The sequence below is a fragment of the Modestobacter versicolor genome, assembly GCF_014195485.1.
GTDB lineage: Bacteria > Actinomycetota > Actinomycetes > Mycobacteriales > Geodermatophilaceae > Modestobacter > Modestobacter versicolor.
Genome location: NZ_JACIBU010000001.1, coordinates 2814471 through 2832150 on the forward strand (window position 1 = coordinate 2814471; position 17680 = coordinate 2832150).

Consider the following 17680-nt stretch of genomic DNA (forward strand, 5'->3'; position numbering starts at 1 on the left):
TCCGCTCCGAGTGGGTCACGCGCCGCTCGCCTCCATCTTGCTGGGGTCCTCGTCCGGTGCCCGGCCGTTCACGCCGACCCGGCCGGACTCGACGCCTGCACGCATCCGGTAGGACTCGACGAACTCCAGCAGCTCCGGGCCGCGCGGACGGCGCCCGGGCCGGATGTCTGCGGTGCTGACCTTGTCCTCCTGGATGTGCGTGTTCGCGTCGAGCACGATGCCCAGCAGGTCGTTGGCCGAGTCGCCGGTGGACAGGCCCGCGTAGGACCAGTGGTAGGGCATGCCGATCTGGTGGACGACCTGCCCGTCGCGCAGCTTGATCGGGCGCACCCGCTCGGTCACCAGCACCTTGGCCTCGATCGCCGACCGGGCGCTGACCAGCGTGGCGAACTCGCCGTTGACCAGGCCGCGGAGCTCGGCGAGCTCCGGGCTCACCTCGACGAAGAACTCCGGCTGCAGCTCGGCGAGGTAGGGCAGCGTGCGGCTCATCCCGCCGGCGGTGTGGTGCTCGGTCAGCCGGTAGGTCGTCACCTGGAACGGGAAGACCTCGCTCAGCGATGGGTTCTCCCGGTTCCACGGCCCGGCGATCCGCTCGATCGTCGGGCTGGACTGCTGGTCGTAGAGGAAGTTCTCCACGACCGACTCGGACGGCTCGTAGTGCGTCGGCAGCGGGCCGTCGACCAGCCCGGCCGGCGCGTACAGCCAGGCCTTGCCGTCGCCCTGCATGACGAACGGGTCAGCGCCGCCGATGGCGTCCTGCGCCCGCGCGCCCTCCGGCGGCACGTAGTCCGGCCGCTTGGTGCCCTCGAAGTCCGGGACGTCGTTGCCGGTCCACCTCCCGGCCTCCTCGTCCCACCACACGTAGGCCTTGCGCTCGCTCCACGGCCTGCCCTCGGGGTCGGCCGAGGCGCGGTTGTAGAGCATCCGCCGGTTGAGCGGCCAGGCCCAGCCCCACTCGAGGGCCACCGGGCCCTGCTCGCGGCCGGGCTTGCGCCGGTCGGCCTGGTTGACCTCGTCGGCGAAGACGCCGCAGTAGATCCAGCAGCCACCGCTGGTCGAGCCGTCGTCCTTCATCTCCATGTAGGACGACAGCGCCCGGCCGTCGGGGCCCACGCCGTTGATCTCGCGCAGCACCGCCTCGGCGTCCGGGTCGGCGGTCTCGCCGATCGTCGGGTAGTCCCAGGTCATGTGCAGCAGCGCCTGGTCGCGGGGGTCGGTCGACCCGGCCAGCCGCTGCCGGAGGATCCGGCCCAGGTGGAAGTAGAACCACAGGTCGCTGCGGGCGTCGACCGGCGGCTCGACCGCCTTGTGCCGCCACTGCAGCAGCCGCTGCGTCTGGGTGAAGGTGCCTTCCTTCTCCGTGTGCGTGGCGGCCGGCATGAAGAAGACCTCGGTGCCGATCGTCTCCGGCGCCATCTCGCCGGACTCGATCTCCGGCCCTTCCTTCCAGAAGGTCGCCGACTCGATCATCTGCAGGTCGCGGACGACCAGCCAGTCGAGGTTGGCCAGCCCGAACCGGTTCATCTTCCCGTTGGGGTGCCCGACCGAGGGGTTCTCGCCGACCAGGAAGTAGCCGTGCACCTTGCCGGCGATCATGTCGGCGATCGTCCGGTAGGAGCTGTGGTCGCCGTTGATCTTCGGGATCCAGTCGAAGCGGAAGTCGTTCTCCGGCTGGGCGGCGTCGCCGAACCACGCCTTGAGCAGGCTGACGGTGTAGGCGCGCTTGTTCCCCCAGAAGCCGGCCTTGCCCGCGGCGTCGGCGACGTAGTCGTCCAGGGTCTGGTGCTGTGCCGCGTGCGGCATCGGCAGGTAGCCCGGGAGCAGGTTGTACAGCGTCGGGACGTCGGTCGAGCCCTGGATGCTGGCGTGCCCGCGCAGCGCCATGATCCCGCCGCCGGGCCGGCCGATGTTGCCCAGCAGCGTCTGCAGGATCGACGCGCTGCGGATGTACTGCGCGCCGACGCTGTGCTGCGTCCAGCCCACCGAGTACACCCACGCCGTCGTCCGGTCGCGACCGCTGTTGGCGGTGACCCACTTCGCGACCTGCTCGAACACCTCGGGCTCGATGCCGCAGACGTCGGCGACCATCTGCGGGGTGTAGCGGGCGAAGTGCCGCTTGAGCACCTGGAACACCGAGCGCGGGTGCTGCAGCGTCTCGTCGCGCAGCGGCTTCGCCGGGATCGGCGGGCCGCCGCTGCCCAGGGACTGCCCCTTGTCGACGGCCTTGATCTCGTGGTGGTCGTCGACGGCGTCCTGCGCGGCGGCCCCCGCGGGGTCGTCGGCGCCGGAGTGCGGCGCCTCCTCGAACTCGTACTTCCAGGTGTCGGTGTCGTACTGGCCGTGCTCCGGGTCGAACCCGGAGAACAGGCCGTCGAGCTCCTCGGTGTCGACGAAGTCCTCACCGACCAGCGCCGCCGCGTTGGTGTAGGCGACGACGTACTCCTTGAAGTACAGCTCGTTGTCCAGGACGTACTTGATCAGCCCACCGAGGAACGCGATGTCGGTGCCGATGCGCAGCGGGACGTGCAGGTCGGCGATCGCACTCGTCCGCGTGAACCGCGGGTCGATGTGGATGATCTTGGCGCCCTTGGCCTTCGCCTCGGACACCCACTGGAACCCGACCGGGTGGCACTCGGCCATGTTCGAACCCTCGATGACGATGCAGTCGGAGTTCGCCAGGTCTTCCAGGAAGTTGGTCGCGCCACCACGGCCGAACGAGGCTCCCAGACCGGGAACCGTCGAAGAGTGCTATATGCGGGCCTGGTTCTCGATCTGCACAGCGCCCAGCGCGCTGTACAGCTTCTTCATCAGGTAGTTCTCTTCGTTGTCCAGCGTCGCCCCGCCGAGGCTGGCCAGCCCCATCGTGCGGTTGACCCGCTTGCCGCCGTCGGACTCCTGCCAGCCCTTCTCGCGGGCCTCCAGGACGCGGTCGGCGATCATCTCCATCGCCGTGTCGAGGTCGAGGTCCTCCCAGTCCGTGGCGTACGGACGGCGGTACTTGACCGTCGTCACCCGGCTCGGGCTGGTGACCAGCGACTTGCTGGCGCTGCCCTTGGGGCAGAGCCGGCCGCGGCTGATCGGCGAGTCGGGGTCGCCCTCGATCTGGACGATCTTCTCGTCCTTGACGAACACCCGCTGGCCGCAGCCGACGGCGCAGTACGGGCACACCGACTTCACGACCTTGTCGGCCGTGGCGGTGCGGCTGACCGTCTGCTCCGTCGCCTTGCTGCGCGCGGCATGGCCGCGGCCGAGCGGATCGGAGCCAGTGAGCTGCCGGAACACCGGCCACGCGTCGAGCCACGTCTTCACATCCGGAACTCTGCCACCCGATTGCGCACCACGCGCGTCCAGCCCGCCGGCGGGTCGCCTTCCGCGCCTTGTCCGTGCCCGTGTCAGGGCACGCCCCAGGGACACTGGGCGCGTCGCTGCCGACCTGACTGGCTCCGGTCGGGGGCGCCAGCCGATGCGCGAGGACTGACGAACAGTCACGGCACCGGTCAACTGTCTCCACAGGGCCGCTTCATCACGGCCTTCACCACCGCCAGCACTGCGCAGCGGGCATCGATGGTCACATGGCAGCAGCCGATCGCGAGTAACCGACCACCGCTCCGGCGGGCGATGGCGGCTTGGGCATGTGAGGCCTCAGGCAAAGCTGGGCCGGACATGGCCGGACTCCAGCACTGCGAACGACCGGTAGGCGGTGTCGAGCGTCGCCCCCGACCTGCCGCACCACGAGCACCAGGCAGCAGAGCAAGCCGACGACCAGCACCTCAGCGAGGCCACCGGTGGAGCCAGCTCCGCGGCTCAACCGGCCGACGTCACCCCGAGCTCGTCGAGCACCTTCTCCGCGATCGCGGCGTGACCGGCGTCGTTGGGGTGGAACTCGTCGGTGACCCACCCGTCGGACCTCGTCACGCCGGCCGGGCCGTGCAGCGAGAGGTCCCGGTACAGCGCAGAGAGTGCTGTGAAGGAACCGTCCCGCTCGGCGCACTCCTGCGCCATGATCGCGTCCAGCTGCGCTGTGATGGCCGTGTCGTTCCAGTCTCCCAGGCACACCAGGACAGCGGACGGCGACTGGGCCCGGACCGCGTTGAGGAAGGCGGGGAAGTCGACGGCGAACTGGGCAGCGGTGCTCCGCAGCTCGTCGTTGGTGCCCACCTCCACCACGACGACGTCGGCCGGGCCCGCACCCGGCACCTCGGGCATCACCTGGGCGGCGGTCAGGCCAGGACCGCCGATGATGGTCGAGTCCACCGGGCCGTCCTGCTCGAGGCGCTCCGTGATCAGCGCGGGGAACGCGCCGGTGCCGGGCTCGATCGCGAACGCACCGTCGGTGATCGAGTCCCCGGCGAACAGCACCCTCAGCGGACGGCCGGCCGGCCGGGTCAGGGGCGGGTCCGCCGCGGTGAGGGAGGCCGGCGTTTCGCCCGCCGAGGCGCCGCCGGAGGAGCCGGGACCGCCCGACGACGTCACCACCAGGACCACCACGAGGACAAGACCGGCCACCACCGCGGCCGCCCACACCAGCGGATGGGACAGACGCCCAGACATGGCTGCCGACGATACCGGCGTCAGGACCGGGCCTCGGTCGGGACCCGCTGGACCACGGGCACCGGCACCTGGGGCAGCGGGCGCTCGGCGCGGCGGATGACCACGGTCGCGGGCTCGCGCACCGTCGGACGACGTGCCTCCGCGTGCCGAGGCCGCTCGATGCCGGCAGCAGCGGTGGACGAGCTACTCAGCCTGGCCGCGAGCTGCAGTGCGGGCCGCTCAACCCAGGCGTGGGTCAGCGGCACGAGCACTGACAGAGCCACGACCTGGACCGACAGCCAGACGAGCCGGTCACCCGGGAACAGCGCGGTGGCGAGGTAGAGGACGACGTAGTGCCAGAGGTACATGCCGTAGGAGTACCGCCTGCCGAAGGTGCTCACCGGCCGCCAGGCCAGCAGCCGGGCGGCCACCGACGTCCGATCCAGCGTCAGGCAGGCCAGCACGACCGCCGAGAGCAGGCTGATCGCGAGGAAGCCGCCGGTGTAGTACCAGCGGGACGTCCAGTGGTCTGCCCGCCCCATGGGGAGCCCGACAGCAATCAGCGCCAGAGCGGCGACAGCCGGCCAGAGCAGCGGCCGGGCGAAGCGCAGCACCGCTGCGGCCGGCACCCGGTTGAGCAGCAGGGCCAGCGCGGCGCCGATCAGCAACTCGTCGTACCGGGTCCACGGGGTGTTGTAGATCTGGAACGCCTCGGACGGCGCCCACTGCCGCACCCGGAGCACGGTCGGGAGGAGCAGGATCGCGGCGAACAGCGGCCACGCGATCCGGGGGCGCAACGACAGAGCGATCAGCAGCAGCGGCCAGAGCAGGTAGAACTGCTCTTCCATGCCCAGAGACCAGGCATGCCCCATGACGTCGAGCGAGCCCGGCGCCGCCCAGTCGTAGCTGCGGGCGAGGTTCATCGTGTAGCTGACCGCGGCGAGCGCGCCCGGTCCCTGCCCGACGAACAGGCCACGGGGCGTCAGGAGGGACAGCACGAGCACGGTGCCGCCGACCAACGCTAGGGCGGGCATCAGGCGCCACCACCGGCGGGCGTAGAAGGCCCTCAGCCGGATCCGCCCGGTCGCCGCCCGTTCCTGCAGGAGCGTCGTGGTGATGACCAGACCGCTGATCACGAAGAAGACGTCGACACCGACGGCACCGCCGACGAGCCGCTGCGGGAACATGTGGAACACCACGACCAGCGCGACGGCGACCGTGCGCAGCCCGTCGATCGCCGGGGAACGTTCATGCCCGGCCGCCGGAGCCGCGACGCCCCGCCCCGGTGTGCTCATCCTCGCGAGTATGTCCAGCGGGGTCCGACCGCGCGTGACGCCTGTGACCACGGGTGCCTCAGATCCCCCAGAGCACAGAAGAGGCGTGCCGGCCGAACCGTCCCCGCTGACCTGGAGCGGCGACCCGGGTCAGCCGGCGTCAGGGAACAGCCGGCGTGCGGGAGGTCAGCGGGTGGCGAGGACCCCGCGGACGAACTGCGCGGACCGCTCGCGCAGGCCCGTCGTCCGCTCGGCGACGAGCTGGTCGGCGATCGCCTCGGCGCCGGTGCCGGCCTCCGAGCTCGTCGGCGGCCGGCGCACGTGCTGGGAGCAGGTGAAGTCCTGGCAGATCAGCGTGCCCACGGTGTTGCCCGCGCGCCCGGAGGCGCCGGCGCGCCGCGCGACGTACAGGCTGGCCTCCACCGAGGAGAGGTCACGGCACCAGGAGCACAGCGCCTTGCGGTGCCGCCCGCTCGCGGCGGGCGTGCCGGCGCGCAGCAGGACGCCGGTGGGCTCGCCGTCCAGCTCGAGCACCACGTAGGCGGCCAACGGGGCCCGCCGGTCGCGCCAGCCCAGGTAGTCCAGGCGGTCCCACGGCACGTCGGTGAGGTCGGGCAGGGTCGCCGAGGCGACCTCGCGGCGGGTGGCGTTCACGAAGGACGCGCGGATCTGCTTCTCGGTCAGGGGGTTCACGAGGGGCTCTGCTTCCGGTCAGGGGAGGAGCCACCCGCCGGTGCGCGGGCCCGGGCAGGGCACGGCGCGTCACCTCGAGGGCGGGCAGCGGGGTCGGGACGTGCTGCGTCCACCCGCCACCCACCCGTGCCGGCGCGCACGCTCCCGCCGAGGCGGGGCGTGTGCTCAGTGCGGAGAGGTCAGGGGCGCCGGACGCGGGTCCGGCGCACGGTGATGCAGGCCTGCACGGCCACCTCGCATCCCGCGGCGGTGCTGCGCACCTGCCCGCTCCTCGTCACCCGTCGTCCGACCTCGCCGATGCTACGACGCCCTGTCCCCGCGGCGCCGACGACCGCTACCGCGTGCCGCGCTCGCGCAGCCGCACCCGCAGCTCGACCAGCCTCCGCCGGGCGTCCCAGAGCACCCGCCGGCGCAGCGTCCAGCACCGGCACTCGTCCTGCGGCTGCAGGCACCTCTCACACCACATCGAACCCCCCGTGAAGTGCGGAGATCATGAGCCGGTGCCCTGGGGTGCGCAAGGAATCGCCGCCCCGACCGGCGAGTCCACGGAAAACCGGTAGGTCACGATTGCGTCCGGTGACGGTCGGGGGCTGGTGCTGCTGAGTAGCGTCATGGGCAACACCCCAGGAGGCGCGCCATCGCGACTGACACCGCACGCTGCACCGAGTCCCACCTCGGCTGCCCCTGCGCCGGCGACCCCGCCGCGCACGCCGCCCGCGCCCAGCTGGTCGAGAGCACCCAGGCCGAGGCCACCGTCGACTGCCCGGAGTGCGGTGAGCCCAGCAGCCCGCTGCGCATCGTGACCTGGGGCCACTGCCGCGCCTGCCGCACCGCCGACTCCCGCGCGAAGAGCCCGCTGCGCTGGTGAGCCGACCCCTCCCCATGGGGTGAGGGCCGCACCGCACAGGTGCAGCGCGGACGGCGACGTCCCGACAACTGAGGCGTGACCTCCGGAACCCCCGCCGCACGGGCGCGGGCCGTGACCGCCCCAGCACCGGGCGGAACGGCCGTCCCTGCCCTGCGCCGCCCCCTGCTGCTGGCGGTCCTCGCCACCCTGGTCACCCTCGCCGTCGGGCTGCTGCCCGGCTCGGTCGCCGTCGGCACCATCGTCACGGTCAACTTCCTCGCGGTCGGCGCCGTCCTCGTCCTGCTGGCCCGCAGTGGCCGGAGCAGCGCGCACCCGAGCGGCTGGCGCTGGTACACGCTCTCCGTCGCCGTCGGTGCCGTCGGTGCCCTGGTCGCCGGCGCCGTGCTGCCCTGGGGGCAGACCGCGCTGGGCAGCGTGCCGGGTCAGCTGCTGGTCGTCGTCGCGATCGGCCGGATGATCGACCCGGCGCGGCTGCGTGCCGCCCGCGCCCAGGTGGCGACCATGTTCACGTTGTTCGTCGTCGCCGACCTGCTCACCGTGCACACCATCTACCGGCTGACCATCGGCGACGACGGCCTGCTGACCACCACCCAGACGGTCGCGCTCTTCGCCCTGCTGCTCAGCATCGCGCTGGGCACCGGTCTCTCCCTCGTCTTCATCGCCGTCGCCGGCGTGCACCAGCGCGCGGTCGGCTGGCTGCTCTTCGCCGCCCAGGTCGCCACCGCGCTGGCGGCCGCGTTCTCCTCCATCGCGACCGGGCCCGGTCCGGTCCAGTACCTGGCGTGCGCAGCCAGCGTGCTCGGCGTCGCCCTGCTCGCCGTCGCCTGCCGGCACGACCGCCCCGGCACCCGCACCGCGGCCACCGGCGATGACCAGCAGGGCTCGAACCTCGGCGCGATGCTGCCGCACGCCGTCGCGTTCGTCGGCGGTTCCCTGCTGCTGCTCAGCGTCCCGATCACCGGGCACCTGACCATCTTCGGGACGGCGCTCGGCGTGCTCGGCCTCGGCGCGCTGGTGGCCCACCAGTCGGCGTCCTGGAGCACCCAGCTGCAGCTCACCCGCGACCTGCAGCGCAGCGAGGCCTACTTCCGCACCCTGGTGCGCGGCAGCGCCGACCCGGTGCTGATCCTCGACGACCAGCTGCGCGTGGGGTGGGTCTCCCCGGCCATCACCGAGCTGCTCGGCCTGGACCCGCAGCGGATCATCGGCCTGCCCATCGCCGCCGCCGTCCACCCCGACGACGCCCCCGGCCTGGTGGCCGCGCTCAGCGCACCGCACGACGACGAGACCAAGACCCGGACCGCCCGGGTACGCCACCTCGACGGCCGCTGGCGGCTCATCCAGTCCCAGGTGCGCGACCTGCGCAGCGACCCCGACGTCGGCGCCCTGGTGCTCTACTGCCGCGACGTCACCGCCGCGGCGCCGCAGCCCGCCGGGCCCGAGGACCTCACCTTCAGCACCACCGACCCGGCCACCGGCCTGCCCAACCGCTCCGCGCTCACCCAGCGGCTGGCCGCCACCCTGCGCGGCCCGGCCGCGCACACCAGCTCGCTGGTCGTGCTGGGGGTCGACGGCCTGTCCGACGGCGACGACGCCGCGGTGCTCCGCGAGCTGACCACCCGCTTCAGCCGGGCGCTGCGCGGCGACGACTGGCTGGCCCGGGCCGGGGTGTGCGAGTTCGCCGTGGTCGTCGACGGCACGATCGCCGACGCCGAGGTGGTCGCCGCCCGGCTGGTCGCCGCGGTCGAGCCGGTCGCCACCGGCGCCGGCGCCACGTTCCGGCTCACCGCCGCGGCCGGCGTCACCGTGCTCGACCACGACGTCGACGCCGGGGAGGCGCTGCGCTGGGGCGACCTCGCGCTGCGCAGCGCCCGCGCCGCCGGTCCGGGCCGGGTGCGCCGGCACTCCGACGCGCTGCGGATCACCCAGGACCGCGAGGAGGCGCTGCGCGCCGACCTCGCCGAGGCCCTGCGCGCCGACCAGCTGCACCTGGTCTACCAGCCGGTCGTCGACCTGGCCCTGCACCGCACCGTCTCGGTCGAGGCCCTGCTGCGCTGGCAGCACCCGGTCTACGGCGCCGTCTCCCCGGTGGAGTTCATCCCGCTGGCCGAGGAGTCCTCGCTGATCACCGAGATCGGCCGCTGGGTGCTGGTGCACGCCACCGCGACCGTCGTGGCGCTGCCGCACCCCGACCTCGGTGTCGCGGTCAACGTCTCCGCCCGCCACGTGCGCAGCGGCGAGCTCGTCGACGACGTGCTGTCGGCGCTGGAGGCCAGCGGGCTGCCCGCCTCCCGGCTGGTCCTGGAGATCACCGAGTCGGTCCTGCTCGACGACGAGCACGTGGTCGCCGACCTGGAGCTGCTGCGCCGGCTGGGCGTGCGGATCGCCGTCGACGACTTCGGCACCGGCTGGTCCTCCCTCGCCTACCTGGTCGGCCTGCCGATCGACGTGCTCAAGATGGACCGGCAGTTCCTCGCCGACGTCGAGACCGACCCGCAGCGCCGGGCCCTGTGCGCCTCGGTTCTGCACCTGGGCAACAGCCTGGGGCTGGCCGTCGTCGTCGAGGGCGTCGAGACCCAGGCCGAGCTGCACCTGCTTCGCGACATGGGCCACCGGTTCATCCAGGGCTACCTGCTGGCCCGGCCGCTGGACGCCGCGGTGCTGAGCCGCCGGCTGCCCGGCATCGGCGAGGACGGCGTGCCGACCACCGCCGCCGGGCTCCCCTCCCCGCGGCTGGGCGACGCGGACGGCGACGTGCGCGAGGTCCCGGCATGACCGGCCCCGGGCGACGCCCGCTGCTGGTGCTCGTGCTGGCCGGGCTCGCCGGGCTGGCCGTCACCGTGCCGCTCAGCCCCGAGGGCACCTTCCCGCAGTGGGACAACCTGGTGCTCGCCGCCGTGGCGCTGACCTGCTCCTGGCGGGTCAGCCGCCGGGTGCGCCTGCTGGCTCCCGGCGACCGCCGTCCCTGGCAGGTGCTGGGCACCAGCGGCCTGGTGTTCGCCCTCGCCAGCCTGCTCACCGGCACCGGCCTCGGCGGCTCCTTCGGCGACCTCTCCCTCGGCGACGCGCTGCTGGTCGTCTCGGTGCTCGGCCCGACCGTCTCCTGCGCCCTGCTCGCCGGCCGGTCGCACGGCACCCGCTGGCCGGTGCTGGCCCTCGACGGCCTGGCGGTGACCGTCGCGCTGGTGGTCATCACCGACGTCCTGGTGCTCCACCGGGCGGTGGCCAGCGGCGCCGTCTCCGGGCCCCGCCAGCCCCTCGTGCTGGCCTACGGCCTGTACCCCGCGGTTGCCGTCGGTCTCGCCGGCGCGCTGTGCACCGTCTCCACCGTCGCGCTGCGCCGGTCGGCGAGCGCCATGCTGGTGATGACGACGCTGCTCGGGTCCGCCTCCGCGCTGCTCGCCGTCCTGATGGTCGTGCCCGACCCGCGGTGGGAGGCGGCGGCCGACGTCGCCACCGTGCTCGCGATGGTCGCCGGCGCCCTCGCCGTCGAGCTCGCCCCGACCCGCGACCGGCCCGGCCGGACGGAGACCGCCCCGGCGATCAACGCCGCCGGGCTGGCCATCACCCTCGGCGCCGTGTTCGGCGTGCCGGTCACCCTGGTCGTGGCCCTGCTGCTGGACGTGCGCGTGCCCGACGGCGCCATCGCCCTGTGCGCCCTGCTCCTGGTGCTGCTGCTGCTCCGCATGCTCGACCGGATCAAGGTCAGCGGCCGGATCCGGGAGGACCTGCTGCGCAGCGAGGAGGACTTCCGCGGCCTGGTCGAGGCCAGCTCCGACGGCGTCGCGATCGTGGACGCCGCCCTGCGGCTGGAGTTCACCTCCCCCGCGGCCCGCAGCCTGCTCGGCGTCCTGGACAGCCACCCCCACCCGGTGCTGCTGGACCTGTTGCACGAGGAGGACCGCCCCCGGGTGCGCCTGGAGCTCACCGGTGCCGTCGGCGAGGTCACCCCGGCCCTGCACCTGCGGGTGCCGAGCGCCGAGGGCGGCGACCCGCGCGAGCTGGAGGTCACCCACCACGAGCGGCCCGGCAGCGGCCGGCGGGTGCTGCACCTGCGCGACGTCACCACCCGCCGCCGCCGCGAGCGCGAGCTCGAGCGGATGGCCTTCACCGACCACCTGACCCGGTTGCCCAACCGGGCCATGCTCTTCCAGGAGATGGCCGCGCTCACCGCCGCCACCGGCGACCGCTGCCTGCTGGTGCTCGACCTCGACGGGTTCAAGGCGGTCAACGACTCCGCCGGGCACGAGGCCGGCGACCTGCTGCTGGTCGAGGTCGCCCGCCGGCTGCAGGGCCTGCTGCGCACCGACGACCTGGTCGCCCGCCTCGGCGGCGACGAGTTCGCCGTGCTGATGGCCGGCGACGAGGAGTCCGCGGTCGAGGCCGCGCAGCGCGTCGTCGAGGTGCTCGCCCAGCCCTACCGGGTCGGCGACCGCACGTTCTCCGTCGGCGCCAGCGTCGGCCTGTGCCGGGTGCACCCCGGCGGTGGCCAGCTCGCCTTCCGGCAGGCCGACGCCGCCCTCGGCTCGGCCAAGCAGGCCGGCAAGGGCTGCTGGCGGGTGCACACCGACGACCGGGTCGCCCAGGCCGCCGCGACCAGCGACGTCGCGGCCGCGATGGCCAGCGGCGAGGTGCAGCTGCGCTTCGACCTCATCGCCAACGGCGACACCGGCATCCTGTCCGCGGTGCACGCCGAGCCGGTGTGGGTGCACGGCGACCTGGGGGTGCTCCCGGCCCCCGAGCTCTGGGCCGCCGCCGAGCGCCAGGGGCAGACCTCCGCGCTGCAGCAGTGGCTGATCACCCAGGCCTGCACCGACGTCGCGGCCATCGACGACCGGCTGCTCGTCGCGGTCGACCTGCCCGCCGGGCTCGTGCACGCCGACGAGCTGCCCGGTGAGGTGGCCGCCGCGCTGGCCACCGCGGGCCTGGCTCCCCACCGGCTCACCCTCTGCTTCACCGAGGAGGTGCTGCAGACCTCGTCGGCGGCGCTCATCCCCGCGCTGCAGACGGTGCACGAGGCCGGCATCCGACTGGGCCTGGACGACTACGGCATGGGCTCGACCATGTGGTCGGTGCTCGCCCGGCTGCCCCTGGACGTCGTGATGGTCGACGTCCGCAACCTCGCCTCGCGGGGCACCACCGACCGCACCCTGCAGCTGCTGGGTGCCATCGCCCGCAGCGCGCGCACCTTCGACGTCGACACGGTGGCCAAGCAGGTGTCCAGCCAGGAGGTGCTCACCGAGCTGCGCACCCAGGGGCTGGTCGCCGTCTCCGGCCCGGTGCTTCCCACCGGGCTCGTCGCACCGCAGGTCGCCGCGCTGCTCCGGCACCCCTCCTCGGCCGTCGTGGCCCCGATCACGGTGCCACGCCCGCGCGCCGGAGTGTGATGACCGGGGCGGTGATCGGCACCGATACTGGGGCGGTGAGCTCCCCGTCCCTCCAGTTCCTCGGTCACTCGACGGTCCGGTTGGAACTGGCCGGGCGGACGGTGCTCACCGACCCGCTGCTCACCCCCCGGCTCGGCCCGCTCCGGCGGGTGGTCGCCCCGCTGGCGCCGGCCAGCTGGGCGGGGGTGGACCTGGTGGTCGTCTCGCACCTGCACAACGACCACCTGCACCTGCGCTCGCTGCGGCTGCTCGGCCGCAGCACGCCGATCGTCGTCCCGCGCGGGGCCGGCCGGTGGCTCACCCGGCAGGGCTTCAGCGCCGTCGAGGAGCTGGCCCCCGGGGACAGCCTCACCGACGGCGGGCTCACCGTCACCGCCACGCACGCCGACCACGCCGCGCACCGCTGGGGCCCGCGCCTCACCCACGGCCCGCACGCCCCCGCCGTCGGCCACCTGCTCTCCGGCGGGGGGACGACGGTCTACGCCGCCGGCGACACCGACCTGTTCCCCGGCATGGCCGACCTGGGCGCCGACGGCATCGACGTCGCGCTGGTGCCGGTGTGGGGCTGGGGCCCGTCGCTCGGCCCCGGGCACCTGGACCCGGACGGCGCCGCCGCCGCGGTGCAGCAGCTGCGGCCCTCGGTCGCCGTCCCGGTGCACTGGGGCACCTACGCCGTCGCCGGGCTCACCTCGCTGCCCAGCCCGTGGCGGGCCCGGATGCGCGCGCTGCTGAGCGAGCCACCGCGCCGGTTCGCCGAGGCCGTCGCGGCAGCCGGCTCGGGCACCCGCGTCGCCCTCACCGCCCCCGGCGCCCCCGTGGTGCTCCCGGTCGAGGTGGAGGAGCCGCCGTGAGCGCCGCGGTCGACGTGCTGGCCACCAGCTGGACCGACGGCAGCTCGCTGGGCTACCCGGTGCTGTTCGGCGGGGTGCTGCTGGGCTCCGTCGTCCCGGTCGTGCCCACCGGCGCGGTCGTCGGCGCCGCCGCGGCCGTCGCGCTCACCACCGACCACCTCGAGCTGCCGCTGGTGGTGCTGCTGGCCACCCTGGGCGCGTTCCTCGGCGACGTCGTCACCTTCACCCTCTGCCGGTTCGGCGGCCCCGCCGCGGTGCGCTGGGTCGCCCGCGGGCAGCACGCCGACCGCATCGACGAGGTGCGCGAGCAGTTCCGGGCGCACGGCTGGCAGATCGTCGTCATCGGCCGGCTGCTGCCCGCCGGCCGCATCCCGGTGCTGCTCGCCGCCGGCGCGCTGGCCTACCCGTGGCGCCGGCTGCTGCCCGCGTCGTTCGCCGCCGCGCTGGTCTGGGCGGTCGCGTACGCGCTGCTCGGCGTGGTCAGCGGCGGCGTCTTCGACTCCCCGCTGATCGCCACCCTCATCGCGACCCTGCTGGTGCTGCTGGTCGGGATCGTGCTGAACCTGGTCTCCTCGCACCGCCGCAAGCGCCAAGGCGCGTCGGCGCCGGACCCGGTCCAGCACTCGGCGCCGAGAGCCGGAGATGGCGATCCACTTCCCGCGCCGAGGGCCAAGGGCGAGGGCTCCCTCTCGGCGCCGAAGGTGAGCCCGGCGCCGTGCGAGCGGCCGTGAGCGAGGGCCACTCCCCCGGCCGGGTGCTGCGCACCGGGCGCACGCTGGCCCGGCTGCTGCTGGTCTGGGCGTTCGTCACCGGCGCGCTGATCGTGCTCGACGGCTGGCTGTCCGGGTTCGCCATGCGCTCGTGGTGGCAGCCGCCGGTCGCCGCCCTGCTGCTCGGCGTGCTCGCCGCGGTGGGCTGGCCGCTGGTCATGCGGATCGCGCTGCCGATCGCCTTCTTCACCTTCGGCCTGGGCAGCTTCCTGCTGATGGGCGCCGGGGTGCTCGCCGTCTTCTACGCGATCCCCGGGGTCGAGGTCACCTCGTTCCGCACCAGCGTCGTCGTCGCGGTCGCGATGTCCGGCATAGCGGCGGTGATCAGCAGCGTCCTGGCCATCAACGAGGACGAGGTGTTCTTCCGCCGCGTCCGCCGCCGCAGCGGGGGCGGGGACGCCGGTGACCGCCCGCCCGGGGTGCTGTTCCTGCAGATCGACGGGCTGGGGCACGCGGTCGCCCGGCGCGCCGTCCGCGACGGCTCGATGCCGACCCTGGCCGCCTGGCTCCGCTCGGGCAGCCACGTGCTGCGCTCCTGGCACACCGACTGGAGCTCGCAGACCGGCGCCAGCCAGTGCGGCATCCTGCAGGGCTCCAACGACGGCGTCGTCGGCTTCCGCTGGTACGACAAGGAGCGCGACCGGGTCGTCACCGTCTCCCGCCCCGAGGACGCCGCGGAGGTCGAGCGCCAGCACTCCGACGGGCGCGGCCTGCTGGCCGGCGACGGCGCCGGGCGCGGCAACCTGTTCACCGGGGACGCCGCGCACGTGTCGCTGACCATGAGCTCGCTGGCCGTCGTCGTCGCCCGCGGCTCGCGCCGCGAGCGCCGCAGCCGCGACCGGATCGGCGCCGGCTACTACGCCTACTTCGCCAACCCGGTGAACGCGCTGCGCACCCTCGCCGTCTCGCTGGTCGACGTGTACCGCGAGCTCACCGCCGCGGCCGCGCAGCGCCGGGCCGACGTGCGGCCGCGGGTGAAGCGCGGCGGGCTGTACCCGCTCGCGCGGCCGGGGACGACGGTGATCATCCGGGACGTCGTCGTCAACGCCCTGCTCGAGGACATGCTGGCCGGCCGGCCGGTGGTCTACGCCGACTTCGTGGGCTACGACGAGGTCGCCCACCACTCCGGCATCGAGCGGTTCGACACCCTCGAGGTGCTGCGCACCATCGACCAGCAGATCGGCCGGCTGTGGCGGGCGGCCCAGCTCGCGCCGCGGCAGTACCACCTGGTGTGCCTCTCCGACCACGGTCAGACCCAGGGGCAGACCTTCGCCGACCGGTTCGGTGAGACCGTCGAGCAGCTCATCGGCCGGCTCTGCGGCGGCCCGGTCGTCGCCGCGCCGCGCCGCCGGCTGCTCGGGCTGCTGCCACCGGCCCGGGTCGACGACAGCCGCCGCGCGGCCGAGCCCTGGCAGGTCACCTCCGCGCTGGCCGAGGGCAGCGGGCCCATCGCCCGGCGGCTGCGCGACCGGGTCGCCCGGGCCGGCGCCGACGAGCACGTGACCCCCGTCGGTGAGGCCGGGGCGGTCACCCGGGTCGCCCCCGGCGTCGTCGTCTCGGTGTCCGGGCACATGGCGCACGTGTCCTTCCCCGACGTGCCCGGCCGGGCGCCGCTGGAGACGATCGAGCGCCGCTGGCCGGACCTGCTGCCCTCGCTGGTCGACCACGGCGGCGTCGGGTTCCTGCTGGTGCACTCCGAGGAGTTCGGCCCGGTGGTGCTCGGCCGCGACGGGCTGCACCGGCTGCGCACCGGCCTGGTGATCGGCACCGACCCGCTCGTGCCCTACGGCCCGCACGCGGCGGCGCTGGTGGCCCGGGTGTCGGCGTTCCCCAACTGCCCGGACGTCGTGGTCAACAGCCGCTACGACCCGGAGACCGACGAGGCCTCCCCCTTCGAGCCGCACGTCGGGTCGCACGGCGGGCTGGGCGGACCCCAGCAGCACGGGTTCCTGGTGCACCCCCGGGGCTTCGGCGACCCGGGCGAGGTCGTCGGCGCCGAGCAGCTGCACCGGGTGTTCCGCGGCTGGCTGACCGACCTGGGCCACCCCGAGCCGACCGGCGAGCAGCCCACCACGGCCACGGTGCTCACCGCGCAGGCCTGACCAGGCAGCATGCGGCCGATCGGCCGTCCGACCGGACGGATCGTTGCCCGGTGCACCCTCGGGCTGACTTCCTCCGGCGGTTGCCTGCCGGAGCCGCAGACGTCACCCTGGCCCCGGGGGAACGTGAAGTTCATGTGAACGACGCCCCGCCGACGTGCAGGGGGTGGCTGGTGTGCTCGACAGTGGGCGGATGCGACCTGACGCCCGCGCCTGGTTCGAGCACCGCACCACGTCGGCCACCTCGCTGGCCGAGATCGACGTCGACGCCCTCCTGACGGCCAAGCGCCGCGGCGGGCACCGGATCAGCGTCGTCCTGCCCGCCCGGGACGAGGAGGCCACCGTCGGCATCCTGGTCCGGGACCTCGTCGACCGCTGGGTCGAGGGCGTCCCGCTCGTCGACGAGCTGGTCGTCATCGACTCCAACTCCAGCGACCGCACCGCCGAGGTGGCCCGCGCCGCCGGCGCCGAGGTCGTCGCCGCCGCCGACGTGCTGCCCACCCACGGTGACCGCCCCGGCAAGGGCGAGGCGCTGTGGAAGTCGCTGGCCGCCACCACCGGCGACCTGGTCGTGTTCATGGACTCCGACCTGCTCGGCGACGTGAGCCACTACGTACCGGGCCTGCTGACCCCGCTGCTGACCGACCCGCGGGTCGACTACGTCAAGGGCTGCTACACCCGCCCGCTCACCGTCGACGGCGTGCACCGCCCCGCCGGCGGTGGCCGGGTCACCGAGCTGACCGCCCGGCCGCTGCTCAACGCGCTGTGGCCCGAGCTCGCCGGGTTCGTCCAGCCGCTGGGCGGGGAGTACGCCGGCCGCCGCTCCGCGCTGGAGCAGGTGCCGTTCGTCTCCTCCTACGGCGTGGAGGTCGGGCTGCTCATCGACCTGCTGCAGGTCTGCGGGCTGCAGGGCCTCGCACAGGTCGACCTGGGCACCCGCACGCACTCCCACCAGACCGACGAGGCGCTGGGCAAGATGGCCGGCCAGATCGTGAACACCCTGCTGGCGCGTGCCGAGCGCGGCCGGCACGGCCGGCGGCTGGAGCCGGGTGGGCTGCTCACCCAGTTCAGCCACGACGGCGCCCGGTTCGTACCGACCAGCCACACGGTCGCGGTCGACCAGCGCCCGCCGATGGCGACGGTGGCGGAGTACGCCTCGCTCCGGGCCGGCGTCGTCGGCTGACGCCGCCGTTCACCTGGCCGGGTGG

At 74.1% G+C, this 17680-nt stretch carries 11 protein-coding genes and 1 pseudogene; 6 read left to right on the forward strand and 6 right to left on the reverse strand.

Features of this window, described 5'->3' with window-relative positions:
• Positions 1-15 precede the first annotated feature (15 nt).
• The 6 genes and pseudogenes from fdh to FHX36_RS23580 form a co-directional block, all read right to left on the reverse strand.
• Positions 16-2736 (reverse strand): annotated as a pseudogene (gene fdh / locus FHX36_RS13765) (formate dehydrogenase); the annotation flags it as partial.
• A 12-nt stretch (positions 2737-2748) separates the two neighbouring features.
• Positions 2749-3309 (reverse strand): dehydrogenase, encoded by a 561-nt coding sequence (locus FHX36_RS24190; RefSeq protein ID WP_110550741.1) that lies wholly within the window; start codon positions 3307-3309, stop codon positions 2749-2751.
• 495 nt (positions 3310-3804) lie between these two features.
• Entirely contained in the window at positions 3805-4551 is a 747-nt protein-coding gene (locus tag FHX36_RS13775) for an SGNH/GDSL hydrolase family protein (protein ID WP_110550740.1), read from the reverse strand.
• Positions 4552-4571: 20 nt separating this feature from the next.
• Positions 4572-5825: an acyltransferase family protein gene (locus FHX36_RS13780; RefSeq protein ID WP_110550739.1), complete on the reverse strand. Its 1254-nt coding sequence runs from the start codon at positions 5823-5825 to the stop codon at positions 4572-4574.
• Between the two features lie 165 nt (positions 5826-5990).
• Positions 5991-6497, reverse strand: a complete 507-nt coding sequence (locus FHX36_RS13785; RefSeq protein WP_110550738.1) for an FBP domain-containing protein — start codon at positions 6495-6497, stop codon at positions 5991-5993.
• A gap of 334 nt (positions 6498-6831) precedes the next feature.
• On the reverse strand, positions 6832-6963 hold the full coding sequence (locus FHX36_RS23580) for a hypothetical protein (protein WP_258372576.1): 132 nt from the start codon (positions 6961-6963) through the stop codon (positions 6832-6834).
• Positions 6964-7476: 513 nt separating this feature from the next.
• Between FHX36_RS23580 and FHX36_RS13790 the strand changes: the two genes are divergently transcribed.
• The 6 genes from FHX36_RS13790 (at position 7477) to FHX36_RS13815 (ending at position 17655) form a co-directional block, all read left to right on the forward strand.
• A complete protein-coding gene (locus tag FHX36_RS13790) occupies positions 7477-10140 on the forward strand; it encodes an EAL domain-containing protein (RefSeq protein WP_183513824.1) in 2664 nt (887 codons plus the stop codon).
• Positions 10137-12752, forward strand: a complete 2616-nt coding sequence (locus tag FHX36_RS13795) for a diguanylate cyclase domain-containing protein (protein WP_110550735.1) — start codon at positions 10137-10139, stop codon at positions 12750-12752. The genes FHX36_RS13790 and FHX36_RS13795 overlap by 4 nt, the downstream gene beginning before the upstream one ends.
• A gap of 35 nt (positions 12753-12787) precedes the next feature.
• Positions 12788-13603: an MBL fold metallo-hydrolase gene (locus FHX36_RS13800; RefSeq protein WP_181428617.1), complete on the forward strand. Its 816-nt coding sequence runs from the start codon at positions 12788-12790 to the stop codon at positions 13601-13603.
• Positions 13600-14334, forward strand: coding sequence for a DedA family protein (locus FHX36_RS13805; protein WP_258372575.1), 735 nt, complete (start codon positions 13600-13602; stop codon positions 14332-14334). The genes FHX36_RS13800 and FHX36_RS13805 overlap by 4 nt, the downstream gene beginning before the upstream one ends.
• Positions 14319-16475, forward strand: a complete 2157-nt coding sequence (locus tag FHX36_RS13810; RefSeq protein ID WP_343056614.1) for a phage holin family protein — start codon at positions 14319-14321, stop codon at positions 16473-16475. The genes FHX36_RS13805 and FHX36_RS13810 overlap by 16 nt, the downstream gene beginning before the upstream one ends.
• A 190-nt stretch (positions 16476-16665) precedes the next feature.
• Entirely contained in the window at positions 16666-17655 is a 990-nt protein-coding gene (locus tag FHX36_RS13815; protein WP_110553832.1) for a glucosyl-3-phosphoglycerate synthase, read from the forward strand.
• Positions 17656-17680: the final 25 nt, after the last annotated feature.

Bases quoted from the DNA above. Each gene is read 5' to 3' on its own strand.
- FHX36_RS13775 (WP_110550740.1), bottom strand. From the start codon at position 4,551: ATGTCTGGGCGTCTGTCCCATCCGCTGGTGTGGGCGGCCGCGGTGGTG.
- FHX36_RS13780 (WP_110550739.1), bottom strand. From the start codon at position 5,825: ATGAGCACACCGGGGCGGGGCGTCGCGGCTCCGGCGGCCGGGCATGAA.
- FHX36_RS23580 (WP_258372576.1), bottom strand. From the start codon at position 6,963: ATGTGGTGTGAGAGGTGCCTGCAGCCGCAGGACGAGTGCCGGTGCTGG.
- FHX36_RS13795 (WP_110550735.1), top strand. From the start codon at position 10,137: ATGACCGGCCCCGGGCGACGCCCGCTGCTGGTGCTCGTGCTGGCCGGG.
- FHX36_RS13815 (WP_110553832.1), top strand. From the start codon at position 16,666: ATGCGACCTGACGCCCGCGCCTGGTTCGAGCACCGCACCACGTCGGCC.